This window comes from Amazonocrinis nigriterrae CENA67 (assembly GCF_016056305.1).
GTDB lineage: Bacteria > Cyanobacteriota > Cyanobacteriia > Cyanobacteriales > Nostocaceae > Amazonocrinis > Amazonocrinis nigriterrae.
In genome coordinates this window covers 76408-102170 of sequence record NZ_JAECZC010000009.1, presented here as the reverse complement: position 1 = coordinate 102170, position 25763 = coordinate 76408, and the positions used below count along the sequence as shown (strand labels likewise).

Below are 25763 nucleotides of genomic sequence, written 5' to 3'. Positions count from 1 at the left end.
GCTCTTTCAGTTTCACGCCTAAGAAAGCAGAGAGTGGTCTAACCTGCTCTCCCTCTTTCAGTATGCCGAGTCTTGACTGTAATTGCCTGCAAGTTTCTGGAAATATTTTATTTAAATGACAAAACTAACAAAGTTTGGTCTAAGTGTCTTGACCGAGTAGCTGGCAAAAAACAAAATAGAGACGATCGCACCTCAGCTAAGTACACAAAAGTAGCGATCGCCCTATTATTAATTACCCAGCTTTATAGCTAGCTGAGAATGTCTCTGTTAGAGGTTGCCAACGAAAAGCGCGATCGCCACCTCTTTCAATGACTACTTTAACCCGTGGTTCCAAGCTAGGCAAAGTTGCTAAAAACTCAACTTCCTGATCGGAAAGAATATGCCCCTCAATAATCCACAAGACCAGCCCCTTAGATTTTGGTGGTAGCTGTTCCAAGTGAGAATTGATAATTGGTGGCACATAATATACGTAACCTACTGCCGCACCACTACTAGTACTTTTTTTACCAAGATGTGGTGGTCTGACTCCATGAACACCTGTGAGATAGGCAGCCACGTCGCCCAGCCCCCTAGCAGTAATATGGAGAGTAGTATAGCCAGCAGCACGCAGTCTGCGTTGATACCGACCTTCAAAACCTCCTTCCAAAGGAACGTACACACCAAGAGAACCAAATTTTTCCAGATCGCGAATTAAACCGTTGCCAGTGGTTATTAGTGCCATAGATTTTTTGTCCTATCCCACCTAGATATCTCTATTATTTACCTTGAAGCGATAGATTAAGATAGATAAACTTTATCCAAAACAGCAGAAGTTACTATTGAACCTGAAGAAGCAGGGATGCTTTGCTGCTCAATTTCTTTTGCAGCCCCAGGATAAAAGCATAAAAAAGAGAAATTTGAACTGACCCTAGAAGCAGCCTGTTTCAGCATCTCCTAGCTTGTAAAAGGGAGTAGGGAGTCGGGATATTCCTTTTTCATGCTTATTTATAGGATTTTCCCGTGAATGGCTGATTGAAACGCCAATGCCTTGAGGTATGGGTTTGCTCCCCTGCTCCCCTGCTCCCCACTCCCTTTCGGTCGTGGGGGCCCCGAGTTCCCCTGCTCCCCTGCTCCTCCGCTCCTCCGCTCCCCCGTCCCTTTACAGCCGAAAATCGATCTACAAATTACTAGACAAAAGTAAAGAAATGATTTATATTATTAGATTGTGACCAAATTCGCAATTTAGTATGCCTTCTTACTGCCATCATGAACTGGTGTTAGCATCAGGAAAATGATGACTCTATTTATTTAAAGAGTATAAGCTAGCTCAAAGTAGCACAAGACTGGTAAACTAAAAAAGCTTTCAGGTCAAAAAGGAGCTAGAGGCTAAAAAACAAAGTCTCTTTTGAGTTCCAAAATACGTTCACTCCTGTAGCCCCCTAAAACAACCAGGCGAAACCTTAAGCTATAGTTTAAGGGATTTAGTGAGGTAGGAACTGAGCAGTGATGTTGGTTTGATGACATTGCATCAGCCTCAGTTAACGGATACTGAGCAGTAAAAGCCTGCTTAAGTCCCACTACAGCAGGGCAGTTGCACGCCAGTTGCTACAACTTTGGAAACGAAAGCAACGCACTGGCTACTCCAGTCGGGAAACCAACCCACAGCACTGCCTCCAGAAAGTGCCAAAGCAATTGCTTGGACGAAAGCATTGCTGCACAAAGTGCAAAGCTCTAGAGCATTGCCTTGATTCCAGAAGTTATCTCTTCCCAGTGGGAAGATGCTTGTGGCTGTTCTGGTGACCAACTGAGTGAAACTAACCGGATTCACCAAACAGTAGCGGCACAGTTGGTTATGTCCGGAAGAAGTTGAAATAATTAACTTCTGGAGGCTCGTCCACCTTCAACCGACATAAGAGCGCGTGTCTCATCGAGTCCGATTCCAAGGTAAGCAAGTAGATAAGGAGAACCAGTTACTGTGTCTGTAGGGATTCTCGGCACCAAGCTGGGCATGACCCAAGTATTTGATGAAGCAGGAGTAGCGATTCCTGTAACCGTCATTCAAGCGGGCCCATGCACTGTTACACAGATTAAAACCAAACAAACTGATGGTTACGCCGCCATTCAAGTTGGCTTTGGCGAAATTAAACCAAAAGCATTGAACAAACCGCTGCTGGGTCACCTAGCAAAATCATCTGCCCCAGCATTACGTCACTTGAGTGAGTATCACACAGATAGCTCTAGTGATTATGCTTTAGGTCAAGAAATTAAAGCAGATATTTTTAGTGCAGGTCAAATTGTAGATGTAGTCGGTACAAGTATCGGTCGCGGTTTCGCAGGCAACCAAAAGCGCAACAACTTTGGTCGCGGGCCCATGTCGCATGGTTCCAAAAACCACAGAGCGCCAGGTTCCATCGGTGCTGGTACAACACCAGGTCGTGTTTATCCAGGTAAACGGATGGCAGGGCGTTTGGGTGGTAGCCGCGTCACAATTCGCAAGTTAACAGTAGTGCGAGTTGATGCGGAACGCAACTTATTGCTAATTAAGGGAGCCATTCCTGGTAAGCCAGGGTCATTGGTGAATGTTCTGCCCGCAAAGAAAGTTGGTAAATAGTCAATGGGAGCCAGTGCTTCGGTCGCCAGACAGCCTTTGCAACTGGCGTTCAACAGTCAATAGTCATTGGACTATGGACTTTTGACTATGGACTTTTGACTAATGACAAAGGACACAAAGATGGTAGAGAGTGTAGTTAAAAATTGGCAAGGGGAACAAGTCGGTCAGGCGACCCTTGAGTTGCGAGTTGCCAAAGAAGAAACAGCGGCTCATATTGTACATAGAGCCTTAGTAAGACAATTAACCAATGCTCGTCAAGGCACTGCCAGTACAAAAACTCGTTCTGAAGTTAGAGGTGGCGGTCGCAAACCTTGGCGGCAAAAAGGTACAGGTCGCGCTCGTGCTGGGTCTATTCGTTCACCATTATGGCGTGGTGGTGGTGTGATCTTTGGGCCAAAGCCTAGAGAATATAACTTAAAATTAAACCGCAAAGAGCGACGTTTAGCATTGCGGACAGTATTCGTAAGCCGCATTGACGACTTGATTGTAGTAGAAGAATTTAGCAACGAGCTATCACGCCCAAAAACCAAAGAATTGGTAGCAGCATTAACTCGTTGGGGCGCAGAACCAGAGAATAAGACACTTTTAATTTTGTCTGAGATTGCGGAGAATGTTCATTTATCAGCCCGCAACATAGAAAATTTAAAGGTAATCCTAGCTAACCAGCTAAATGTTTATGATTTGCTGCACGCTGACAAAATTGTAGTGACAGCATCAGCCCTAGAAAAAATCCAGGAGGTCTACAGTGCCTAACTTCGACCCCCGCAACCTTCCTGACTTAATCCGTCGCCCAATTGTTACAGAAAAGGCGACCATCCTGATGGAGCAAAATAAATACACTTTTGAAGTGACTCCAAAGGCAACCAAGCCAGAAATTAAAGCGGCAATAGAAGACTTATTTCAGGTCAAGATTGTCAAAATCAATACGACATTACCACCCCGCAAAAAGCGCAGGGTTGGTAAATTTATCGGTTACAAGCCGCAATACAAGCGAGCTATTGTCACCGTCGCGCCTGGGGACGAAGAGAAGATTAGACAAGTTCTATTCCCAGAAGTCTAAATAAAGTTATGAGTTAAGAGTTATGAATTACGAGTTACTACACTCAAAACTCATCACTCAAAACTTAAAAACTCAAAACTCAGCACTAAGCACTCAGCACTGAAAAAATATGGGTACTCGTTCTTATCGCCCTTATACCCCCAGTACTCGTCAAGTTACGATCTCCGACTTTGCAGAAATTACCAAAACAGAGCCGGAAAAATCGCTAACGACGTACAAACATCGTCCCAAAGGTCGCAATAATCAAGGGCGGATAACCAGCCGTCGTCGGGGTGGCGGACACAAACAACTTTATCGGATTATTGATTTTAAGAGAGATAAGCGTAATATCCCAGCGAAAGTAGCAGCGATCGAATACGATCCCAATCGCAATGCTCGAATTGCTCTTTTGTATTATCAGGATGGAGAAAAACGTTACATCCTTCAACCGAACGGCTTGAAAGTTGGCACAACACTTATTGCTGGGCCGGAAGCACCTATTGAAGATGGGAATGCTTTGCCACTGGCCAACGTTCCTTTAGGTACAAATGTTCACAACGTAGAACTGACCCCTGGTAAGGGCGGTCAAATTGTGCGTTCAGCTGGTGCTACAGCGCAAGTTGTGGCAAAAGAAGGCAATTATGTGACTTTGAAACTGCCTTCAGGAGAAGTTCGCTTGATTCGGCGGGAATGCTACGCCACCATCGGACAAGTAGGCAACACCGATGCTAGAAACCTGAGTGCGGGTAAAGCAGGAAGAAATCGCTGGAAAGGTCGCCGTCCCAAGGTTAGAGGTAGCGTGATGAACCCAGTTGACCACCCACACGGCGGTGGAGAAGGTAGAGCGCCTATTGGTAGATCTGGGCCTGTAACACCTTGGGGTAAACCTGCCTTGGGTGCCAAGACACGTAAACCCAAAAAAGCCAGCAGTAAATTGATTGTACGTCGTCGCCGCAAATCTTCTAAACGCGGTCGTGGTGGTCGTGAATCGTAAAGAGTTATGGGTTAAGAGTTATGAGTTAAGAGTTATGAGTCAAATCTAATTCCTAACTGCTAACTTCTAACTCCTAACTTCTAATTCCAAAATCCAAAATCCAAAATCGAAATATGGGTCGTTCTCTAAAAAAAGGTCCTTTCGTTGCCGATCATTTGCTCAGCAAAATTGAAAAGCTGAATGCAAAAAACGAAAAACAAGTTGTTAAAACTTGGTCGAGAGCATCGACAATTTTGCCACTGATGGTAGGTCACACCATAGCTGTTCACAACGGACGTCAACACGTTCCAGTTTTTATCAATGAACAGATGGTGGGTCATAAACTAGGTGAATTTGCCCCCACACGCACTTACAGGGGTCATGGCAAAAGTGACAAAAAAGCGGGTAGGTAAGTTGTCAGTGGTGAGGCAGTCCGGTCTTGGGGGTTTCCCCATGAGGAACTGCCTCACCCGAAGGGTCAGTGGTCAGTAGTCGGTAGCTGGAAACAACTGACAACTAACAACTGACAAATGACAAAAAAGGAGAAAATTATGGCTACTGATACTACTGAAGTGAAAGCGATCGCTCGTTTTATACGCATGTCTCCCTTTAAAGTGCGTCGCGTACTCGACCAAATACGGGGGCGCTCATACCGAGAAGCACTGATCATCCTAGAATTTATGCCCTATAGAGCTACTGAACCAGTATTAAAGCTGCTCAGAAGTGCTGCCGCTAACGCCGAGCATAACGCCGGATTAGATCGAGCTAAACTAATCATTACCCAGGCATACGCAGATCAAGGCCCAGTGCTAAAACGGTTTCAACCAAGAGCGCAGGGACGAGCTTACCAAATTCGCAAGCCGACGTGTCATATTACTGTAGCCGTTGGTGCTAGTGCCGATGCTGAATAAGCAGACCGACACGAAAAACTGCGTAAAGTAAGAAATATTAGAGGAAGCATTAGTGGGACAGAAAATTCATCCAGTTGGTTTTCGCCTGGGTATTACACAAGAACATCAATCCCGTTGGTTTGCCGTTCCTGACCGCTATCCAGAACTTCTCCAAGAAGACCACAAACTCCGTAACTACATAGAACAAAAGTTGGGCAGACTCGCTCAAAACAACGCTGGAATTTCCGAAGTTCGCATTGAGCGCAAAGCAGACCAAATCGACCTCGAAGTACGCACGGCTCGCCCAGGTGTAGTAGTAGGTCGTGGTGGGCAAGGCATTGAAGCATTGCGTACTGGACTCCAAGAACTGTTGGGTAGCAATCGTCAAATTCGGATCAACGTAGTTGAAGTACAGCGAGTTGATGCAGATGCATATCTGATTGCCGAATACATTGCTCAACAACTGGAACGCCGTGTTTCCTTCCGACGGGTGGTACGGCAAGCCATTCAGCGTGCCCAACGTGCTGGTATCCAAGGTATTAAAATCCAAGTCAGCGGACGGCTCAACGGTGCGGAAATTGCTCGGACAGAGTGGACTCGTGAAGGTCGAGTACCCCTACATACCTTAAGAGCTGATATTGACTATTCCTACACCACAGCCAAAACTGTTTACGGAATTTTAGGTATTAAAGTGTGGGTGTTCAAGGGAGAAATTATCCCAGGACAAGAAGAAACTCCACCTCCACCCGCAGCCCGCGAACGCGAACCTCGTCGCCGTCAACAACAACGCCGTCGTCAACAATTTGAAGACCGTTCAAATGAAGGATAAATGGGAATGGAGCATGGCGCACGGGGCATTGCCAATTTTCAATGCCCAATGCCCAATGCTCAATGCCCAATGCCCAGTACCCAGTAGCCAATCATGTTAAGTCCAAGAAGAACGAAATTCCGCAAGCAACAGCGCGGACGAATGGAAGGTCTAGCCAACCGTGGCAGCACCCTCAACTTTGGCGACTTTGCACTCCAAGCTCAAGAACCAGCTTGGATCACCTCTCGTCAAATTGAGGCTTCCCGACGAGCAATGACTCGTTATATCCGTAGGGGTGGCAAAATCTGGATTCGGATTTTCCCTGATAAACCCGTAACCATGCGTCCTGCTGAAACCCGGATGGGTTCCGGTAAAGGTTCGCCAGAGTTTTGGGTAGCAGTAGTTAAGCCAGGGCGAATTTTGTTTGAAATCGCCGGTGTTTCGGAAGAAATTGCTCGTGAAGCCATGCGCTTGGCTGCCTATAAGCTGCCGATTAAAACTAAGTTTATTGTGCGCTCTCAAGTTGAGGAGCAGGAGTAGGTAATGGCTCTTCCCAAAATTTCAGAAGCTAGAGAATTAAGTGACGAGAAACTGGCCCAGGAAATTATCGCAACCAAAAAACAACTGTTTCAGTTGCGTTTACAAAAAGCCACAAGACAGCTAGATAAGCCCCACCAGTTTAGACATGCCCGACATCGCCTAGCCCAATTGCTGACGGTAGAAGGTGAGCGCAAACGGGCAGCAACTCAACCGCCTCAAGAAGAAAAGTAGGAGATTATGGCAATCAAAGAACGAGTTGGCTTGGTAGTGAGCGACAAAATGCAAAAAACGGTAGTAGTTGCCGTGGAAAACCGCGCTCCCCATCCCAAGTACGGCAAGATTGTAGTTCAAACTCGGCGCTATAAAGCTCACGATGAAGAAAATAAGTGCAAAGTGGGCGATCGCGTGAGGATTCAGGAAACCAGACCCCTGAGTAAAACCAAGCGCTGGCAAGTTACAGAAATACTGAATACCAAAGCTACAGCTTAATAGTTGTTACAAAAGTAACGACTGCAAGAAGGGAAATTAATTATGATTCAACCCCAAACCTACCTGAATGTTGCAGATAATAGCGGTGCCCGCAAACTCATGTGCATCCGTGTATTAGGTGCAGGTAACAGCCGTTATGGTTTTATTGGCGACAAGATTATCGCCGTTGTCAAAGATGCCATTCCCAACATGGCTGTGAAAAAATCTGATGTTGTGGAAGCGGTAATTGTCCGCACCCGTCACAATATCCGTCGCGATAGCGGTATGAGTATTCGCTTTGACGATAACGCTGCTGTGATCATCAACAAAGATGGTAATCCCAGAGGCACACGGGTATTTGGCCCAGTTGCACGGGAACTACGCGATAAAAACTTTACCAAAATCGTTTCTCTGGCTCCGGAGGTGCTGTAATGGCAAGCCAAAAGCCCAAAGTATTCCACAAAATGCACGTCAAAACTGGCGACACCGTGCAAGTGATTGCTGGCAAAGACAAAGGTAAAGTTGGTGAAATTATCCAAGCATTTCCCCAACTGAGTAAAGTCATTGTTAAAGGCGTGAATATTAAAACTAAGCACGTCAAACCCCAGCAAGAAGGCGAATCGGGACGGATTGTCACTCAAGAAGCTCCCATTCATAGCTCCAACGTGATGCTTTATTCCACCAAGCAAAACGTCGCCAGTCGTGTCTGCTATACCTTCACAGAAGAAGGCAAGAAAGTCAGAAAACTGAAAAAAACTGGCGAAATTATTGATAAATAAACGCCAGTCTACTGAAAATTTTAGATTTTAAATTTAATCGAAAATCTAAAATCCCAAATTAAGAGTTCCCTGACCAAGCCCAGGGATAACCAGGACAAAAAACTATGGCAACAACAAGACTCAAAAATTTATACCTTGAGACAATTGTTCCTAAACTAACTAATCAGTTTCAATACACCAACGTTCATCAAGTGCCGAAGTTGGTAAAAATTACTGTTAACAGAGGTTTAGGAGAAGCGGCTCAAAATGCTAAGGCGCTGGAAGCGTCATTAAATGAAATTGCAGTGATTACTGGTCAAAAACCAGTAGTGACTAGAGCAAAAAAGGCGATCGCGGGCTTCAAAATTCGTCAAGGTATGCCTGTTGGCATCATGGTGACTCTCAGAGGCGAACGAATGTATGCCTTCCTCGACCGACTAATTAGCCTGACACTACCTAGAATCCGAGACTTTCGCGGTGTTAGTCCTAAAAGCTTTGACGGTCGTGGAAACTATACACTGGGTGTCAGAGAACAGTTGATTTTTCCAGAAATTGAATACGACAACATCGATCAAGTCCGTGGTTTGGATATTTCCATCACCACTACAGCGAAAAATGACGAAGAGGGCCGCGCCTTACTTAAGGAATTGGGTATGCCCTTTCGCGATCAATAAGTTCATCTAAAGAGGGAACGATGGCGGCTAACGACACAATTGCAGATATGCTGACGCGCATCCGCAATGCCAATCTGGCAAGGCATCAAACTACACAAGTGCCAGCCACAAAAATGACACGTAGTATTGCCAAAGTGCTGCGGGATGAAGGTTTTATTGGTGAATATGAAGAAGCAGGAGAAGGGATAAAGCGGAATTTGGTGATTTCCCTGAAGTACAAAGGTAAAAATCGTCAACCCCTGATCACTGCCCTAAAGCGGGTGAGTAAACCTGGTTTGCGTGTTTACTCTAACAGAAAAGAATTACCAAGGGTACTAGGTGGCATCGGCATTGCCATTATTTCCACATCCAGTGGGATCATGACCGACCGCGAAGCGCGGCGTCAGAATTTGGGTGGTGAAGTACTTTGCTACGTGTGGTAGTTATTAGTCATTAGTCATTAGTCATTTGTCACTAGTAGAAGACAAAAGACACTGGACAAGTAACAAAGGACAAAAAGTCATGTCTCGTATTGGTAAACGTCCAATTACTATTCCTGCCAAAGTACAAGTAGTGATTGATGGCACAAAAGTTGTTGTGAAAGGCCCTAAGGGAGAACTTTCTCGCAACCTGCCTACCGCTGTCACAATCTCCCAAGAAGGAGAAACATTGCAGGTTAACCGTCGTGATGATTCCCGTACTGCTAGGCAACTGCACGGCTTGAGTCGTACATTGGTTGCCAATATGGTAGAGGGAGTTTCCCAAGGTTTTCAGCGCCGTTTGGAAATCCAAGGTGTTGGCTACCGGGCACAAGTTCAAGGTCGTAACCTAGTTTTAAATATGGGTTATAGCCATCAGGTACAAATTGCTCCACCAGACGGAATTCAGTTTGCAGTAGAAAATAATACCAACGTCATAGTCAGCGGCTATGACAAAGAAGTGGTAGGTAACACAGCAGCTAAAATTCGTGCCGTTCGTCCACCAGAGCCTTACAAAGGTAAAGGTATTCGCTATGCAGGTGAAGTGGTAAGACGCAAAGCTGGTAAGACTGGTAAGAGTGGTAAGAAATAAACATGAAACTTACTCGTAGAGAATCAAAACAGCGCCGCCATCGGCGTGTTCGTGGAAAAGTTCATGGTTCTCCAGAACGCCCAAGGTTAGCCGTATTTCGCTCGAATGAGCATATTTATGCTCAAGTAATCGACGATACCCAGCATCATACCTTGGTAGCAGCTTCGACTGTAGAACCAGATTTGAAATCTAGCTTAGCTTCCGGCTCAAATTGTGAAGCATCAATGCAAGTTGGCAAATTAATCGCAGCGCGATCGCTAGAAAAAGGCATTACCAAAGTAGTCTTTGATCGCGGTGGTAACCTCTATCATGGTCGGATTAAAGCCCTAGCTGATGCCGCACGCGAAGCTGGTTTAGATTTTTAAAGTCATTAGTCATTGGTCATTAGTCATTGGTCATTGGACAAATGACAAATGACAACTGACAACTGACAACTGACAACTGACTAATAGAGAGCATTTGATTATGGCAACTGGTCGTCGTAAAGCTAACCGCACAAAAAAAGAAGAAACCAACTGGCAAGAGCGGGTTATCCAGATTCGCCGCGTGAGCAAGGTCGTTAAAGGAGGTAAAAAACTCAGCTTCCGAGCGATCGTTGTCGTTGGTAACGAACGTGGTCAAGTTGGTGTAGGAGTAGGCAAAGCCTCAGATGTAATTGGTGCCGTGAAAAAAGGCGTAGCCGACGGCAAAAAACATCTAATTGACATTCCGATTACTAAATCTAACTCTATTCCCCATCCCATTGATGGTATAGGTGGTGGCGCTAAAGTGATTATGCGTCCAGCTGCCCCCGGTACTGGGGTAATTGCTGGTGGCGCTGTCCGGACTGTGCTGGAGTTAGCTGGGGTTCGTAACGTCCTAGCTAAACAACTAGGCTCCAACAATCCACTCAATAATGCTAGAGCCGCAGTTAACGCCTTATCTACACTGCGTACTTTTGCCGAAGTCGCTGAAGATCGCGGCATTCCTATTGAAAATCTCTACATCTAATTTGGTCATTAGTCATTGGTCATTAGTGAATCACAAAGGACAAATGACAAACGACAAATGACATCAGACCGACGACAACTAACAATTCTTAGCTTATGAGACTCAATGATGTTAAGCCGCAAAAAGGCTCAAAAAAGCGCCGCCGCCGCGTAGCTAGGGGTATTTCTGCCGGACAAGGTGCCAGTGCTGGTTTAGGTATGAGAGGTCAAAAATCTCGCTCTGGTAGTGGTACGCGACCGGGTTTTGAAGGTGGTCAACAGCCATTGTACCGCCGTTTACCCAAGCTCAAGGGTTTTCCGATTGTGAATCGGAAAAATTACACTACGATTAATGTAGAGAAGCTAGCTTCCCTTCCTCCTAATACAGAAGTAACTTTGACCTCCTTAAAGACAGCAGGAATTTTGACTGCTGTCAAGGGGCCATTGAAAATTTTAGGTAATGGAGAATTGAGCGTTCCGCTCAAGGTACAAGCAGCAGCTTTCACAGGTCAAGCTCGTAGCAAAATTGAGGCAGCGGGTGGGAGTTGTGAAGTTATATGAAGTTTCAAGTCTGAAGGATGAAGGACGAAAAATTTAGACCTCACATTCTGTACTTCTGACTTTGTACTTCACACTTCACACTTGCGACTTCATACTTCAAAGGTAGCACTCTATGATCAGTCGAGACAAAGCCCCAACGGCTCAAGAAACTTTTATGCAGATGGCACAAGCAGCCGGACTGAGAGGTAGGCTGCTTGTCACCGTCGGTATTTTAATTTTGGTTCGCCTAGGTATCTTTTTACCTGTACCAGGGATTGATAGAACTAGATTTCACGACGCCATATCGGGCAACAATTCCATATTTGGTTTATTGGATATCTTTTCTGGACGAGGACTTTCGACTTTGGGAGTCTTTGCGTTGGGAATTTTGCCCTTTATTAATGCGTCCATTATCATCCAATTGCTCACCGCTGCTATTCCATCTTTAGAAAATTTACAGAAAAACGAAGGCGAAGCAGGCCGGCGGAAAATTTCTCAAATTACCCGCTATGTGACTGTAGGTTGGGCGATTGTCCAAAGTGTAGCTTTTTCGGCATTATTCCTCCAACAATTTGCCTTAAACCCAGGCCCAATATTTGTAGCTGAAACTGCGATCGCTCTGACTGCTGGTTCAATGTTCGTAATGTGGGCATCGGAACTGATTACAGAACGTGGTATAGGGAATGGAGCATCATTGCTGATTTTTGTTAACATTGTTGCTTCATTACCAAAATCATTAGGCGATACCATTGACTTGGTGCAAGTTGGCGGTAGAGAAATAATTGGTCGCGTGATAGTGCTAGTTTTGGTATTCCTGGCGACGATTATTGGGATTGTGTTTGTTCAGGAGGGAATCCGCCGCATCCCCATTATTTCAGCCCGTCGCCAAGTTGGTCGCAGAGTGTTAGCAGAGCAGCGTAGCTATCTACCCCTGCGTCTCAACTCTGGGGGTGTAATGCCGATTATCTTTGCCGCTGCTATCCTCAGTTTGCCACTCTTAATCGCTAATTTCACCAAAAATCCAGAGATAGCTAACATTGTAAACACTTATCTTAGCCCTGGTGGTTCTGCACCTTGGGCTTATGCACTGGTTTACTTAACTTCGATTATTTTCTTCAGCTACTTCTATTCTTCATTGATTGTCAACCCAGTTGATGTAGCGCAAAACTTGAAGAAAATGGGATCTAGCATTCCGGGTATTCGTCCAGGAAAAGCTACAAGTGAGTATATCGAGCGAGTGATCAATCGACTGACTTTCTTGGGTGCTATCTTTTTAGGCTTTGTTGCTATTATCCCTACCGCTGTCGAAAGTGCTTTGGGAGTACCAACCTTTAAAGGACTGGGTGCTACCTCTTTGTTGATTCTAGTGGGTGTGGCCATTGATACAGCCAAACAAGTTCAAACTTATGTCATCTCTCAGCGCTATGAAGGAATGGTGAAACAATAGTGACGCGATTAATCTTCTTGGGGCCACCTGGATCTGGTAAAGGAACTCAAGCTCAAACCTTGGCTTTGCACTTAAATATTCCTCATATTTCTACAGGTGAAATATTAAGGCAAGCCATGAAAGAGCAAACTCCTTTGGGAATTAAAGCTCAAAGTTATGTAGATAGCGGCGAGTTAGTCCCTGATGAGCTAGTACAGGATTTGGTTCAGGAACGCCTCAATCAACCGGATGCCCAATCTGGTTGGATTTTGGATGGTTTTCCTCGTAAAGTAACTCAGGCGGTTTTTCTGGAAGAACTGCTAAAAGAAACCCATCAAAGTGGCGAAAAGGTAGTTAATCTGGATGCGCCAGATGAAGTTGTGGTGACACGTTTACTTGCTAGAGGACGAAAAGATGATAGCGAAGAAATCATTCGTCGCCGTTTGGAAGTCTACCGCACTGAAACTGCACCCTTGATTGATTATTACCGCGATCGCCATAGACTTTTAACTGTCAATGGCGATCAAACCCAAGAAGAAGTCACCACTGAACTCCACAAGATAGTAGCCTCAGAGAGCTAAAACAGGCAGTAGAAAGCAGGAAGCGGTGAGTAGTGAATCTTCTTTACCACTCACCACTCCCATAATTTACAGGAACCAAGTCAATTTTAGCTAAGATATATTAAGAAGCTGTTGATATATTTTTTAAAATGTGTTCTTTTGCAGGTAAAGTACTGCAACTGAACCAGAGATTGTTGAGTTGAGGAAAAAACAAATTGTCTAAGCAAGATTTGATTGAAATGGAAGGCACAGTTACAGAGTCTTTGCCCAATGCAATGTTTCGCGTTGACTTGGATAATGGCTTTAACGTGTTAGCACACATTTCTGGCAAAATTCGCCGCAACTATATCAAGATTTTACCTGGCGATCGCGTCAAGGTCGAGTTAACTCCTTACGACTTGACAAAAGGTAGAATTACTTACCGTTTGCGTAAGAAGTAAGTGTCAGCAAGATCATTTCCCTCCGGGGGTAAGTAGATTATTAACTAAGCAACAAGCAATTCAAATGCAAGGCAATGCCATAGAGTTATTGCATAGTAACAGCCTACTTTATGAGCAAGATGATGGAGCAATGAATACAATTTCTTGGCTCATTTAAGCTTTAGCGCCATTATACAAAAATTTTATCTGGCGATCGCGTCAGAGAAAAGTTAAACAGCAATGACCTAGGGGAAAGCAAAGTTAACTACCGGCTACGGAATAAGCAATCATATGTAGAAAAGTCTACCACAAAAGCATCTTTTTGGATAATTTCTAGTTAAATAATTGAATTAGTTTTCCTAAAAATGCTATAATTTACCATTTGGAGTCAGTTAAAAAAGGCATGAAAGTCAGAGCCTCAGTCAAGAAAATTTGTGAAAAGTGTAACGTGATCAAGCGTCGTGGTCGCGTGATGGTGATTTGCGTGAATCCCAAGCACAAGCAACGCCAGGGGTAGCGCTCTTAGATATCTAAGGGTAAGATGCAACGTACCCAGTCACCAGAAACAAGAAAAGACGCGATGGCGATCGCGTTTTTCCTACAGCAATTGCGAGAACAATAGGGAGAAATTCATTGTGGCACGTATTGCCGGAGTAGACCTACCACGCGATAAACGCGTCGAGATTGGTCTGACTTATATCTACGGAATTGGATTATCAAGGTCGCAGGAAATCCTGGCGGCTACAGGTGTTAACCCAGACACCCGCGTTAAAGATCTAAGTGATGCTGATGTAGCAGCCCTGCGAGCAGAAATAGAAAGCAATTATCAAGTTGAAGGGGATCTGCGGCGCTTAGAGGCAATGAACATCAAGCGCTTAATCGATATTGGCTGCTACAGAGGGCGTCGTCATCGTATGGGCTTACCAGTTAGAGGACAAAGGACTCGCACCAATGCTAGAACCCGTCGTGGGAGAAGGCAGACAGTGGCAGGTAAGAAGAAGGCTCCAGGCAAGTAATAATTTCTCAACACTTGCTCACCAGAGCAAGTTTTACCTTAAATTAACTAAACAAATATGGCGAGACAACCAACTAAAAAAACTGGGAGCAAGAAGCAGAAACGGAATGTACCAAACGGGATGGCTTACATTCAGTCTACTTTCAACAATAGCATTGTCACCATTACTGATCAAAATGGAGATGTGATCTCTTGGGCAAGTGCTGGTTCTAGTGGTTTTAAAGGTGCAAAAAAAGGAACTCCCTTTGCAGCACAAACTGCTGCTGAAAGTGCAGCACGTCGAGCGATAGATCAAGGAATGCGCCAAATTGAGGTAATGGTCAGCGGCCCAGGAGCAGGTAGAGAAACAGCTATCCGGGCACTGCAAGGGGCTGGACTGGAAATTACATTGATTAGAGATATTACTCCCATTCCTCACAATGGTTGCCGTCCCCCCAAGCGCCGCCGAGTTTAGATCCAACTTGTTGAGCAGGATGTAGGTAAGAAGTTTGAGCCAAGATCAACCACTTGCAATGGCAGCTTGGATGTTTAGTTGACAAACACTCTACCAAGGTGAGGACAACCAAATAAGTCGTATCAGCTTGTGGGGTGGATAGTGTTGACACTTCCAGCTTCAATGCAATAAAAAATGTTAGCTTTTGTTAGCATTTTTAGATCAGCTAAACAACTTCTAACAACTTGGGCAATCAAAAGCAAGTAACCTCTTTTGATCAAGGAGGCTGCTAAGCTTCAGAGAACCCACAAGAATCATGATCGCTTGTAGGGCTAATAGGGGTGTCAAACTCAACCGCCATAGCATGTTGGCAGTTTGATACACCTAAAAAGCTCTCAGAGCAATAAAGTAAATTTCGAGAGGCAAATCAATTGCCTGCTAGCAGCACCTTAAAACAAGGGAGGCTACTCCGTGGCGCAGTTTCAAATTGAATGTGTAGAATCTAATACTGAGGAAAGTCGAAGCCATTATAGTAAATTTGTTCTGGAACCTCTAGAGCGCGGTCAAGGAACAACAGTTGGCAACGCGCTGCGGCGGGTTTTACTGTCCAATCTAGAGGGTACAGCAGTAACAGCAGTGAGGATTGCAGGCGTTACACACGAGTTTGCGACAGTTCCGGGTGTACGTGAAGACGTACTGGAAATCTTGATGAGAATGAAGGAAGTCATCCTCAAAAGCTATTCCTCTCAACCCCAGATTGGTCGATTGCTCGTTAACGGCCCAGCAACAGTAACTGTGGCTCATTTCGATTTACCCAGTGAAGTAGAAGTCATTGATCCGACCCAGTATGTCGCCACCCTAGCCGAGGGCGGAAAACTGGAAATGGAATTTCGCATTGAAAGAGGCAAAGGATACCGCACTGTAGAGCGAGGACGGGAAGAAGCCACATCTTTGGACTTTCTGCAAATTGACTCAGTGTTTATGCCAGTGCGGAAAGTCAACTATAGCGTCGAAGAAGCCCGTGGGGATGGCTCGATTACCAAAGACCGATTGCTGTTGGAAGTTTGGACAAATGGCAGCATTTCTCCCCAAGAAGCCCTATCCTCAGCCGCTGGGATCTTGGTTGATTTATTCAACCCCTTGAAAGATATCTCCCTAGAACCAACAGATTTAGGGAATGAGATTCCAGACGACCCAACCGCCCAGATTCCCATCGAGGAATTACAACTTTCTGTGCGTGCTTATAACTGTCTCAAGCGAGCGCAAGTTAACTCTGTAGCTGACTTGTTGGACTACACCCAAGAAGACCTCTTAGAAATTAAAAACTTTGGTCAAAAGTCAGCAGAAGAGGTAGTTGAAGCTTTACAGCGACGCTTAGGCATTACCTTGCCACAAGAAAGAGGATCTAAACACAGCTAAGCCCAAATTGTTAATCATACCTAGTCCATTGTTATGCGTCACCGGAATCGAGTCAAAAAACTCAGTAAACCTGCTGACCAGCGCCGCGCCTTGTTGCGGGCGCTGACCACAGAACTGATCCGTCATGGTCGAATCACCACTACTTTAGTCAGAGCTAAAGTATTGCGAGGTGAAGTAGATAAAATGATTACCTTAGCCAAAGACGGTTCCTTAGCAGCACGTCGCGCAGCCCTCGGATACATATACGACAAACAACTTGTTCACGCTTTGTTTGAGCAAGCTCCTACTCGGTATGGTAATCGCAATGGTGGTTATACCCGCATTTTGCATACTGTGCCACGTAGGGGAGATAATGCGGAAATGGCAATAATTGAACTAGTTTAAGTCATTAGTCATTAGTCATTAGTCATTAGTCAAGAATTCTAGACAAAATGACCCTGATGGGTACTCTTCGAGAACCCCTTCGGGGAACGGCAGTTGCTTCAAGTCGGGAAACCGCAAGGGCGCACTGCCTCACAAATGACAAAGGACAAAATCCGTATGTTAGAAAGCGACCAGCCTAAAGAAAGTCAGCGAATAGCCTTGGTAATCCAATACCTGGGCACTCATTTTCATGGCTGGCAACGGCAAAAGAAGCAGCGTACAGTCCAAGAAGAGATAGAAGTAGCGATAGCGAAAATTCTCGGTCATCATGTGACACTACATGGTGCCGGACGTACTGATGCTGGAGTCCATGCTGCTGCTCAAGTAGCCCATTTTGAAGCTACCGGTTTAATACCAGCTCATAAGTGGGCCACAGTCCTTAACAGCTATTTGCCCGAAGATATATTAATCAGGGCTTCAGCTGGTGTAAATCGCCGTTGGCACGCTCGCTTTAGTGCTGCTTACCGTCGGTATCGTTACACGATATACACTGAAGCTCGACCGAACTTGTTCGTGCAACCCTTCAGTTGGCATTATTATTATGCACCGCTGGATGAATCCTTAATCCAAGCTGCCCTGAAACCTCTGTTGGGAAAGCATCATCTAGCCGCTTTTCATCGTGCAGGCTCAAAGCGATCGCATTCCTGGGTAGAGGTACAAGCAGCAGAGTGCGTTCGCAGCGGGCCATTTATCCATATTGAAATACAAGCAGATGGATTTTTGTATGGCATGGTACGGCTGTTGGTAGGGATGCTGGTGCAAGTTGGTTCCGGCCAGCGGACACTAGCTAACTTTACCGAACTTTGGAAAGAGCAACGTCGGGAAGAAGTCAAACATGCTGCACCTTCACAAGGCTTGTGCTTGTTGCGAGTCGGCTATCCAGATTTTCCCTTTCCTCCAGAAATTTGGTACGACACCCTGCCAAAGTTGGTTATTAGTCAGTTGTCAGTGGTCAGTGGTCAAACACAAACAACTGACATGACAACTAACAACTGACAACTAACAAATGACAAATGACAAAGGACAAACAACAATGAGTAAAACATACCTTCCTCCTCAAGAATCCCTTGAGCGTGAGTGGTACGTAGTAGATGCTACTGACCAACGCCTTGGCCGCCTCGCCAGTGAAGTCGCCCAAATCTTAAGAGGCAAAAACAAACCTGAATTCACTCCGCATTTGGATACAGGTGACTTCGTGATTGTCGTCAACGCTGAAAAAGTCGCAGTCACAGGCAAAAAACGTACCCAGAAAGTTTACCGTCGCCATTCTGGTCGTCCCGGTGGGATGAAGACAGAAACCTTCGCTAAACTACAACAGCGCCTACCAGAACGGATTGTAGAACATGCTGTTAAAGGTATGCTACCCAAAAATAGCCTAGGTAAGCAGTTGTTCACAAAGCTGAAAGTCTACGCTGGGCCTACTCATCCCCACGCAGCTCAAAAACCCAAAGAACTTAAAGTTAATACAATTCCTGGAGCAGAAGATTAATGGTAGTAGCAGAAAGCAACAGCGGTCGCGCCGTGTACTGGGGTACTGGTCGTCGTAAGTCCGCAGTAGCACGAGTACGCTTGGTTCCCGGTAGCGGTCAATTAATTGTGAATGGCAAGCCTGGAGACTTGTACTTCCAATTCAATGCCAATTACCTGGGAGTGATCAAAGCGCCCTTAGAAACTCTGGGGCTAGAAAACGAATATGACATTTTGGTGAAAGCAGAAGGCGGCGGCTTGACCGGACAAGCTGACTCTGTACGTTTGGGAGTTGCCCGTGCTTTGTGCCAATTAGACCCAGACAACCGCCCACCTTTGAAAACTGAAGGTTACTTAACCCGCGATCCACGAGCCAAGGAGCGGAAAAAGTATGGTTTGCACAAAGCTCGCAAAGCTCCTCAGTACTCGAAGCGATAGATGGGTACTGGGTATTGGGGATCAGGGCTTAGGGATTGGGAAAATTACTTGTTTATTTCTTTCCCAGTACCCAGTCCCTAGTCACCAGTCCCTAATCCCTAGTCCCAATTGAAACTTGAAAGTTATAATTTATATAGATTCACCACAAAAGGAACAATGGCTAAATCTGATATTCATCCCAAGTGGTATCCAGAAGCAAAAGTATACTGCAACGGTCAAGTTGTGATGACTGTTGGTTCTACTAAACCAGAATTACACGTAGATGTCTGGTCTGGAAACCACCCTTTTTACACTGGTACTCAGAAGATTATTGACACTGAAGGACGAGTAGAGCGCTTCCTTCGCAAATACGGCATGTCCGGCGAACAAAGCTCTGGTGGCAAAAAGAAAAAGTAGCGGGTTGGCTCTGCTGTTAACGACGACCTGGCAACGGCTGGGTCGCTTGTCATTTTATGCTTGAGCCAATTTGTTATTTTTAAGGAGCGATCGCACTCATGGCTGAAACATACCTGCTGGAGAAACTTAAATCTGTTGAACAAACCTTTAATGAATTAACTCGTCGCCTGGCCGACCCAGATACCGCCAAAAACCCCGATGAGTATCAAAAAATTGCCAAGTCTCGTTCTTCTTTGGAAGAGGTTGTGAATACCTATGAAACTTGGAAAACTGCCCAAGAAGAATTACTAGGGGCGCGTCAAGTACTCAAAGAGGCAAATGGCGATCCAGAGTTGCAAGAAATCGCAGCCTTGGAAGTGAAGGAATTAGAGGAAAAGCTGGAATACCTAGAAAATCGCTTGAAAATCTTGCTGCTACCCCGCGACCCCAATGATGATAAAAACATCATGTTGGAAATTCGCGCTGGTACTGGCGGCGATGAGGCGAGTATCTGGGCAGGTGATTTACTGCGGATGTATTCCCGTTATGCTGACACTCAAGGTTGGCGAGTGAAGCTAGTCAGCGAATCCTTAGGTGAAATGGGCGGCTTCAAAGAGGTGATTCTGGAAATTCAAGGTGACAGCGTTTACAGCAAGCTGAAGTTTGAAGCGGGAGTGCATCGTGTGCAGCGCGTGCCGGCAACTGAAGCTGGCGGACGCGTTCACACCTCTACAGCCACCGTGGCAATTATGCCAGAAGTGGATGATGTGGAAATCCACATCGACCCCAAGGATATTGAAATGACTACAGCTCGTTCTGGTGGTGCTGGTGGACAAAACGTCAACAAGGTGGAAACAGCCGTTGACTTGATGCACAAGCCGACAGGAATCAGAATTTTCTGTACGGAAGAACGCAGCCAGTTGCAAAACAAAGAACGGGCGATGCAAATTTTGCGGGCGAAGTTGTATGAAATGAAGTTACGCGAACAACAAGAAGCTGTAACTTCCATGCGGCGATCGCAAGTTGGTACAGGGTCGCGATCAGAAAAGATTCGCACCTACAACTATAAAGATAACCGCGCGACTGACCACCGCTTAGGTCAAAACTTTTCTCTGAACCCTGTTCTTGAAGGTGATTTAGAGACAGTAATTCAATCTTGTATTTCCCAAGACCAACAAGAACGTTTGGCTGAATTAGCCGCTTCTGGTGCTGTTAGCTAATCGCTGCTATTAAATAACTTGGAAAACCGCTTGTTGTGCTGTTAGTTTTAACAAACACAAGCGGTTTTTTAGTTCAGTGTGGAGTACGTTTCTATTTCACTAATATAGTGGTAACAAACAAATTTGCAAAAATACTTTGTGCCTTACTAGTAGAAAATTAAAGAACCACTAAGACACTAAGGCACAGAGAGAAAAAGGCTTTCTATGCGTTCTGCTATAGGCAGATCATAACTACTACTTATAAATTTGTGAAAACTGACACTATATTTTATCGTCTGTTTCAGGAATATCCTACTATTTTCTTTGAACTCATCGGTAATTCTCCTGACATAGCTAGGATCTATCAATTTTCATCAGTTGAAATCAAACAAACAGCTTTCAGAATTGATGGTGTCTTTCTACCTTCACAATTAGAAAATGCGGTTTACTTTGCTGAAGTGCAGTTTCAAATAGATGAAGAATTTTATTCACGATTGTTTGCAGAAATATTTTTATATTTGCGCCAAAATCAACCACAAAATGATTGGTGTGCTGTAGTTATATACCCAAACCAGAGTGTAGATACAAAAAACGTCAAACATTATCGGGAATTTTTTGCTAGCCAGCGAGTTAAATGTATTTATCTTGATGAATTAGGTGAACCTGCATCGCTGCCCATTGGTATTGCAACCGTCAAGTTAGTAATTGCAGCTGAAGATGCAGCGATCGCACAAGCAAGAGAGTTAATTAATAGAACCAAGCAAGAGATAGAGTTACCACTGCAACAACAGCAATTATTACAATTGATAGAGACAATCTTGATTTACAAATTTCCCAATATGAGTAGAGAGGAAGTAGAAGAAATGTTTGGATTAAGCGATTTAAAGCAAACCCGAATCTACCAGGAAGCCTTTGAGGAAGGTAAAGAAGAGGGTATAGAAGAAGGTCAGCGTCGGGAAAAGTTAAGAATGATTTCTCGATTGTTGAGATTAGGCTTGACTGTAGAACAAGTGGCTGAAGAGTTAGATTTGAGTGTTGAAGAAGTAAGGCAAGCAACACAAAATTAGTTTTGCTGAAGGTGCGGTAGTTTTGCGTGTAGCCAAAGCCAAACTTGATGCACTGCTTTGTGGAAGTTCCCTGAAACAATTTTTGGTTAATTTTTGTTAATATTGGAAGCGGTGTTAGTATTGCGTCCTCAACTACCCATTCCCTACCTGAGAGAAACTTGATGCTGCGACTTGAACATATCAGTAAAATTTATCCTACAGGCGAAGTTCTCAAAGATATCAACTGGGAAGTCAAACCAGGCGATCGCATTGGCTTAGTAGGTGTCAACGGTGCGGGAAAATCCACTCAACTGAAAATCATCAACGGTGAAATCGAACCGACTGCTGGTGAAATTATTCGTCCAGCTAGTTTGCATATTGCCTACCTCAACCAAGAGTTTGAAGTAGATCCCACCCGTACCGTTAGAGAAGAATTTTGGACAGTTTTTAAAGAAGCTAATCAAGTGCAGCTATCTCTAAGCCAGGTACAGCGGGAGATGGAAACGGCTACCCCAGAAGAACTTGATCGGCTGATTAATAAATTAGACCGCTTACAACGCCAATTTGAAGCTTTGGATGGCTACGGACTAGAAGCACGTATCGGCAAAATCTTACCAGAAATGGGATTTGAGCAAGAAGACGGCGATCGCTTAGTCAGTGCTTTTAGTGGCGGTTGGCAAATGCGGATGAGTTTGGGTAAAATTCTGCTGCAAAAACCCGATTTATTGCTGCTGGACGAACCGACTAACCACCTAGACTTAGAAACAATCGAATGGTTGGAAAATTACCTTAAAGGACTAGTGACTCCGATGGTAATTGTCTCCCATGACCGAGAATTTCTTGATCGGCTGTGTACCCAAATTGTAGAAACTGAACGTGGTGTTTCCACAACCTACCTGGGAAATTACTCAGCATACCTCCAGCAAAAAGCCGAAAATCAATTAGCCCAACTAAACGCCTACGAACGTCAGCAAAAAGAACTAGAAAAACAGCAAGCTTTTGTAGACAGATTCCGCGCCAGCGCTACCCGCAGCACCCAAGCAAAAAGCCGGGAAAAACAACTAGAGAAAGTTGAACGTATCGAAGCACCCACTGCTGGAGTCAGAACCCTGCACTTCCGCTTTCCCCCCGCACCTCGTAGCGGAAGAGAGGTAGTAGAGATTAAAGATTTAACTCATATTTATGATGATAAGATTTTATTTTTGGGGACGAATCTCCTAATTGAAAGGGGCGATCGCATCGCTTTTCTGGGCCCCAACGGTGCAGGCAAATCTACGCTTTTACGCGTAATTATGGGTATGGAACCACCCACAGAAGGCATCGTGAAATTAGGTGATCACAATGTCATCCCTGGCTACTTTGAGCAAAATCAAGCTGAAGCGTTGGACTTGAAAAAAACTGTCATGGAAACTATCCATGATGAAGTTCCCGATTGGAAAAATGAAGAAGTCCGCACGCTTTTAGGAAAGTTTTTATTTAGCGGTGATACAGTATTTAAATCAGTTGGGGCATTGAGTGGAGGGGAAAAAGCTCGTTTAGCATTGGCAAAAATGCTGTTACGTCCAGCCAATTTACTGATTTTAGATGAACCGACAAACCACCTAGATATCCCAGCTAAAGAAATGCTGGAAGAAGCACTCCAGAATTACGATGGTACTGCGATCGTGGTTTCCCATGACCGTTATTTTATCTCTCAGGTAGCCAACAAAATAGTGGAAATTCGCGATGGTGAATTTCGTGTCTATTTGGGAGATTATCATTACTATCTCCAGAAAGTTGCTGAAGAAAAAGAACAAGCAAGGTTAGCTGCAATTGCTGCCGAAAAAGCTGCCAAAAAAGCTGCCAAAGCTGCTAAAACTTCTGGCAAACGTAAGTAATAGATCAGTCTAGTAGTAGCAGTTGACTGCTACTACTAGACAAAATGAATAGCTAGATATCACAAAATCAACACAATAGTTAGCGAATATTAAAAAACATTGTTATTAAATAATAAAATAAGTTAATAAGCAGAAATTCACTTGCAGCTGTGATTAGCAGTGGTATCATTCGGGTATTACAAAAAGTAAAGGGCAATTTTACTATGACCAAAGCACCTGTTGCTCCTGTGGTGCTAGTCATTTTAGACGGATGGGGCTACTGCGAGGAGACACGAGGAAATGCGATTGCAGCTGCTAAAACTCCAATCGTGGAAAGCTTATGGACAGCTTATCCCCATACTCTCATCCGCACTTCAGGAAAAGCCGTAGGGTTGCCAGATGGTCAAATGGGCAACTCGGAAGTTGGTCATTTGAACATTGGTGCTGGGCGAGTGGTACCCCAAGAACTCGTTCGCATCTCAGATGCAGTTGAAGACGGTTCTATTCGCCAAAACCCAGCACTTGTCAAAATTTGCCAGGAAGTTCGCTCTCGAAATGGCAAGTTGCATATAGTAGGGCTTTGTTCTGAGGGAGGGGTACACTCGCATATCACCCATCTATTCGGACTACTTGACTTAGCCAAAGAACAGCGAATTTCAGAAGTTTGTATTCACGCCATTACTGACGGTCGTGATACTGCACCAGTAGAGGGTGCAAAAGCGATCGCACTCCTGCAAGACTACATAGACAAAACAGGAGTAGGGCGGATAGTCACCCTCAGCGGTCGCTACTACGCAATGGATCGCGATCGCCGCTGGGATCGAGTCAAACGCGCCTATGACGTAATGACACAAGATAGTCCAGGTAACGGTCGCCAGCCTGTGGAAGTCCTACAAGCATCTTACTCTGAAGGTGTCACCGACGAGTTCATCGACCCAGTGCGAATTGCTCCTGGTGCAATAGAAGCAGGGGATGGCGTGATATTTTTCAACTTCCGCCCCGATCGCGCCAGACAATTGACTCAAGCTTTTGTCAGTCCTGCATTTACAGGTTTTGAAAGACAGCAAATCACGCCGCTGTCGTTTGTCACCTTTACCCAGTATGATCCCGACCTACCAGTAGCTGTAGCTTTTGAGCCGCAGAACCTGAGTAATATTCTGGGCGAAGTAATTGCCAATCACGATCTCAAGCAGTTTCGTACCGCTGAAACCGAAAAATACGCCCACGTCACCTATTTCTTTAATGGGGGTCTAGAGGAACCTTTTGCTGGAGAAGACCGAGAACTTGTCAACAGTCCGATGGTAGCGACTTACGACAAAGCACCAACCATGTCAGCAGAAGCGGTTACAGATGTAGCGATCGCAGCAATTGAAAAAGGCATCTACTCTTTGGTGGTAATTAACTATGCCAACCCCGACATGGTAGGGCATACTGGACAAATAGAAGCTACGATTACAGCCATTGAAACAGTGGATCGCTGTTTAGGTCGCCTGATCGATAGCATCGGCAAAGCCGGCGGCACAACAATTATTACTGCTGATCACGGCAACGCTGAGTATATGCTAGATGAAGAGGGTAATCCTTGGACGGCTCACACTACTAACCCAGTTCCCTTGATTTTGGTGGAAGGGGAGAAAGTTAAAATTCCTGGATATGGCACAAATGTCGAACTGCGAGACGATGGCAAGCTAGCCGACATTGCGCCCACCATTCTAGAAATTTTACAATTGCCCCAACCGCCAGAGATGACAGGGCGATCGCTGCTCAAACAAGCAGAATATGATGTACAACTCACTCGTACAGCCGTGCAAGTAGGTTTGTAAAAAGTTAGGAGTGAAGAAGTAAAGTTAGGAGTGAACAGTGAAGAGTTAATAATTAAGATTTCTTTAACTGTCAACTCCTAACTCCTAACTCCTAACTCCTAACTCCTAACTTTGTTTTTTGAAACTTGTTATAAATGAGATTGCTACCATGACAGTTACTAATATCGTGCAAGGCATTTGGGCATTTTCCGCATTGGCTTTAATAGTTTTGGTGTTGTTGCATAGCCCCAAAGGTGATGGTATTGGAGCAATTGGCGGACAAGCTCAACTTTTTAGCAGCACTAAAAGCGCTGAAAATACTTTAAACCGAATTACTTGGGCATTGACAGTAATTTTTCTCGGTTTAACAGTAGTTTTAAGCGCAGGCTGGTTGCCTAAATAAGGATAGGAAAATAGGGAAATGGGAAGAACCCAACACCCAAAATTTAACGTCCTGAAAAATTTAATTAAAAAGCGGTTACTAGCAGCTCTGGTTTTAGCCATTGGCACAGGGCTGCTAATTATTTTGGCTAGCTTCCAGTCCACTGCTGTATCACCAAAAACATCGCAACACACCCCAGAATTAA

At 44.8% G+C, this 25763-nt stretch carries 38 protein-coding genes; 36 read left to right on the top strand and 2 right to left on the bottom strand.

Annotated features, from left to right (window positions below; translation table 11 throughout):
- Positions 1-72: 72 nt before the first annotated feature.
- Entirely contained in the window at positions 73-252 is a 180-nt protein-coding gene (locus I8748_RS07560; RefSeq protein ID WP_198124019.1) for a hypothetical protein, read from the top strand.
- Here I8748_RS07560 and ndhN read toward each other — a convergent pair.
- Positions 233-721: an NAD(P)H-quinone oxidoreductase subunit N gene (ndhN, locus tag I8748_RS07555; RefSeq protein ID WP_198124018.1), complete on the bottom strand. Its 489-nt coding sequence runs from the start codon at positions 719-721 to the stop codon at positions 233-235. The two genes, I8748_RS07560 and ndhN, sit on opposite strands and share 20 nt — an antisense overlap.
- 825 nt (positions 722-1546) lie before the next feature.
- Positions 1547-1807, bottom strand: a complete 261-nt coding sequence (locus I8748_RS07550) for a hypothetical protein (RefSeq protein ID WP_214662464.1) — start codon at positions 1805-1807, stop codon at positions 1547-1549.
- 147 nt (positions 1808-1954) lie between these two features.
- Between I8748_RS07550 and rplC the strand changes: the two genes are divergently transcribed.
- The 35 genes from rplC to secG all read left to right on the top strand — a co-directional run bounded on the left by rplC (position 1955) and on the right by secG (position 25579).
- The gene (gene rplC, locus I8748_RS07545) at positions 1955-2590 is read left to right on the top strand and encodes a 50S ribosomal protein L3 (protein ID WP_198124016.1); all 636 of its coding nucleotides are present in this window, start codon (positions 1955-1957) and stop codon (positions 2588-2590) included.
- A gap of 120 nt (positions 2591-2710) precedes the next feature.
- Positions 2711-3343: a 50S ribosomal protein L4 gene (gene rplD / locus I8748_RS07540; RefSeq protein WP_198124075.1), complete on the top strand. Its 633-nt coding sequence runs from the start codon at positions 2711-2713 to the stop codon at positions 3341-3343.
- A complete protein-coding gene (locus I8748_RS07535) occupies positions 3336-3650 on the top strand; it encodes a 50S ribosomal protein L23 (RefSeq protein WP_096558134.1) in 315 nt (104 codons plus the stop codon). Before rplD ends, I8748_RS07535 begins: the two co-directional genes overlap by 8 nt.
- Positions 3651-3759: 109 nt before the next feature.
- Positions 3760-4623 (top strand): 50S ribosomal protein L2, encoded by an 864-nt coding sequence (gene rplB / locus I8748_RS07530; protein ID WP_198124015.1) that lies wholly within the window; start codon positions 3760-3762, stop codon positions 4621-4623.
- A gap of 113 nt (positions 4624-4736) precedes the next feature.
- Positions 4737-5015, top strand: a complete 279-nt coding sequence (gene rpsS / locus I8748_RS07525) for a 30S ribosomal protein S19 (RefSeq protein ID WP_096558132.1) — start codon at positions 4737-4739, stop codon at positions 5013-5015.
- Positions 5016-5153: 138 nt separating this feature from the next.
- Complete coding sequence (gene rplV / locus I8748_RS07520) at positions 5154-5513, top strand: 50S ribosomal protein L22 (RefSeq protein WP_096558131.1); 360 nt, start codon at positions 5154-5156, stop codon at positions 5511-5513.
- Between the two features lie 52 nt (positions 5514-5565).
- Positions 5566-6321, top strand: coding sequence for a 30S ribosomal protein S3 (gene rpsC / locus I8748_RS07515; RefSeq protein WP_198124014.1), 756 nt, complete (start codon positions 5566-5568; stop codon positions 6319-6321).
- Between the two features lie 93 nt (positions 6322-6414).
- Complete coding sequence (rplP, locus tag I8748_RS07510; protein WP_096558129.1) at positions 6415-6840, top strand: 50S ribosomal protein L16; 426 nt, start codon at positions 6415-6417, stop codon at positions 6838-6840.
- Between the two features lie 3 nt (positions 6841-6843).
- Positions 6844-7071 carry a 50S ribosomal protein L29 gene (rpmC, locus tag I8748_RS07505; protein WP_198124013.1) on the top strand — a complete coding sequence of 76 codons (228 nt, stop codon included), beginning with the start codon at positions 6844-6846 and terminating at the stop codon, positions 7069-7071.
- 6 nt (positions 7072-7077) lie between these two features.
- Positions 7078-7329, top strand: coding sequence for a 30S ribosomal protein S17 (gene rpsQ / locus I8748_RS07500; RefSeq protein WP_198124012.1), 252 nt, complete (start codon positions 7078-7080; stop codon positions 7327-7329).
- A gap of 42 nt (positions 7330-7371) precedes the next feature.
- Positions 7372-7740 (top strand): 50S ribosomal protein L14, encoded by a 369-nt coding sequence (gene rplN, locus I8748_RS07495; protein WP_096558126.1) that lies wholly within the window; start codon positions 7372-7374, stop codon positions 7738-7740.
- Positions 7740-8087: a 50S ribosomal protein L24 gene (rplX, locus tag I8748_RS07490; RefSeq protein ID WP_096558125.1), complete on the top strand. Its 348-nt coding sequence runs from the start codon at positions 7740-7742 to the stop codon at positions 8085-8087. Before rplN ends, rplX begins: the two co-directional genes overlap by 1 nt.
- A gap of 104 nt (positions 8088-8191) precedes the next feature.
- Positions 8192-8740, top strand: coding sequence for a 50S ribosomal protein L5 (gene rplE / locus I8748_RS07485; RefSeq protein WP_198124011.1), 549 nt, complete (start codon positions 8192-8194; stop codon positions 8738-8740).
- A gap of 20 nt (positions 8741-8760) precedes the next feature.
- A complete protein-coding gene (rpsH, locus tag I8748_RS07480) occupies positions 8761-9162 on the top strand; it encodes a 30S ribosomal protein S8 (protein WP_198124010.1) in 402 nt (133 codons plus the stop codon).
- A 79-nt stretch (positions 9163-9241) separates the two neighbouring features.
- Positions 9242-9790 carry a 50S ribosomal protein L6 gene (gene rplF / locus I8748_RS07475; protein WP_198124009.1) on the top strand — a complete coding sequence of 183 codons (549 nt, stop codon included), beginning with the start codon at positions 9242-9244 and terminating at the stop codon, positions 9788-9790.
- 2 nt (positions 9791-9792) lie between these two features.
- Positions 9793-10155, top strand: a complete 363-nt coding sequence (gene rplR / locus I8748_RS07470) for a 50S ribosomal protein L18 (protein ID WP_198124008.1) — start codon at positions 9793-9795, stop codon at positions 10153-10155.
- 100 nt (positions 10156-10255) lie between these two features.
- Complete coding sequence (gene rpsE, locus I8748_RS07465) at positions 10256-10780, top strand: 30S ribosomal protein S5 (protein ID WP_198124007.1); 525 nt, start codon at positions 10256-10258, stop codon at positions 10778-10780.
- A 95-nt stretch (positions 10781-10875) separates the two neighbouring features.
- Positions 10876-11319, top strand: coding sequence for a 50S ribosomal protein L15 (gene rplO, locus I8748_RS07460; protein ID WP_198124006.1), 444 nt, complete (start codon positions 10876-10878; stop codon positions 11317-11319).
- 112 nt (positions 11320-11431) lie between these two features.
- Complete coding sequence (secY, locus tag I8748_RS07455; RefSeq protein ID WP_198124005.1) at positions 11432-12745, top strand: preprotein translocase subunit SecY; 1314 nt, start codon at positions 11432-11434, stop codon at positions 12743-12745.
- Positions 12745-13305 carry an adenylate kinase gene (locus I8748_RS07450; RefSeq protein WP_198124004.1) on the top strand — a complete coding sequence of 187 codons (561 nt, stop codon included), beginning with the start codon at positions 12745-12747 and terminating at the stop codon, positions 13303-13305. Before secY ends, I8748_RS07450 begins: the two co-directional genes overlap by 1 nt.
- 194 nt (positions 13306-13499) lie before the next feature.
- Entirely contained in the window at positions 13500-13724 is a 225-nt protein-coding gene (infA, locus tag I8748_RS07445) for a translation initiation factor IF-1 (RefSeq protein ID WP_006276978.1), read from the top strand.
- A gap of 382 nt (positions 13725-14106) precedes the next feature.
- Positions 14107-14220 carry a 50S ribosomal protein L36 gene (gene rpmJ, locus I8748_RS07440; RefSeq protein WP_015129703.1) on the top strand — a complete coding sequence of 38 codons (114 nt, stop codon included), beginning with the start codon at positions 14107-14109 and terminating at the stop codon, positions 14218-14220.
- A gap of 118 nt (positions 14221-14338) precedes the next feature.
- Positions 14339-14719, top strand: coding sequence for a 30S ribosomal protein S13 (rpsM, locus tag I8748_RS07435; RefSeq protein ID WP_198124003.1), 381 nt, complete (start codon positions 14339-14341; stop codon positions 14717-14719).
- Positions 14720-14776: 57 nt separating this feature from the next.
- Entirely contained in the window at positions 14777-15172 is a 396-nt protein-coding gene (rpsK, locus tag I8748_RS07430) for a 30S ribosomal protein S11 (protein ID WP_096558115.1), read from the top strand.
- A 450-nt stretch (positions 15173-15622) separates the two neighbouring features.
- A complete protein-coding gene (locus I8748_RS07425) occupies positions 15623-16570 on the top strand; it encodes a DNA-directed RNA polymerase subunit alpha (RefSeq protein ID WP_198124002.1) in 948 nt (315 codons plus the stop codon).
- Positions 16571-16603: 33 nt separating this feature from the next.
- On the top strand, positions 16604-16954 hold the full coding sequence (rplQ, locus tag I8748_RS07420; RefSeq protein WP_096558113.1) for a 50S ribosomal protein L17: 351 nt from the start codon (positions 16604-16606) through the stop codon (positions 16952-16954).
- Between the two features lie 156 nt (positions 16955-17110).
- Entirely contained in the window at positions 17111-17989 is an 879-nt protein-coding gene (gene truA / locus I8748_RS07415) for a tRNA pseudouridine(38-40) synthase TruA (RefSeq protein ID WP_198124074.1), read from the top strand.
- 37 nt (positions 17990-18026) lie between these two features.
- Positions 18027-18482, top strand: a complete 456-nt coding sequence (rplM, locus tag I8748_RS07410; RefSeq protein ID WP_198124001.1) for a 50S ribosomal protein L13 — start codon at positions 18027-18029, stop codon at positions 18480-18482.
- Complete coding sequence (gene rpsI, locus I8748_RS07405; protein ID WP_096558111.1) at positions 18482-18898, top strand: 30S ribosomal protein S9; 417 nt, start codon at positions 18482-18484, stop codon at positions 18896-18898. Before rplM ends, rpsI begins: the two co-directional genes overlap by 1 nt.
- A gap of 156 nt (positions 18899-19054) precedes the next feature.
- A complete protein-coding gene (gene rpmE, locus I8748_RS07400) occupies positions 19055-19294 on the top strand; it encodes a 50S ribosomal protein L31 (RefSeq protein WP_198124000.1) in 240 nt (79 codons plus the stop codon).
- Between the two features lie 98 nt (positions 19295-19392).
- Entirely contained in the window at positions 19393-20493 is a 1101-nt protein-coding gene (gene prfA, locus I8748_RS07395; RefSeq protein ID WP_198123999.1) for a peptide chain release factor 1, read from the top strand.
- 248 nt (positions 20494-20741) lie between these two features.
- Positions 20742-21539 carry an Rpn family recombination-promoting nuclease/putative transposase gene (locus I8748_RS07390; RefSeq protein WP_198123998.1) on the top strand — a complete coding sequence of 266 codons (798 nt, stop codon included), beginning with the start codon at positions 20742-20744 and terminating at the stop codon, positions 21537-21539.
- A 161-nt stretch (positions 21540-21700) separates the two neighbouring features.
- Entirely contained in the window at positions 21701-23395 is a 1695-nt protein-coding gene (locus I8748_RS07385) for an ABC-F family ATP-binding cassette domain-containing protein (RefSeq protein ID WP_198123997.1), read from the top strand.
- 203 nt (positions 23396-23598) lie between these two features.
- Positions 23599-25197: a 2,3-bisphosphoglycerate-independent phosphoglycerate mutase gene (gene gpmI, locus I8748_RS07380; RefSeq protein WP_198123996.1), complete on the top strand. Its 1599-nt coding sequence runs from the start codon at positions 23599-23601 to the stop codon at positions 25195-25197.
- A gap of 148 nt (positions 25198-25345) precedes the next feature.
- A complete protein-coding gene (gene secG, locus I8748_RS07375; protein ID WP_096558106.1) occupies positions 25346-25579 on the top strand; it encodes a preprotein translocase subunit SecG in 234 nt (77 codons plus the stop codon).
- Positions 25580-25763: the final 184 nt, after the last annotated feature.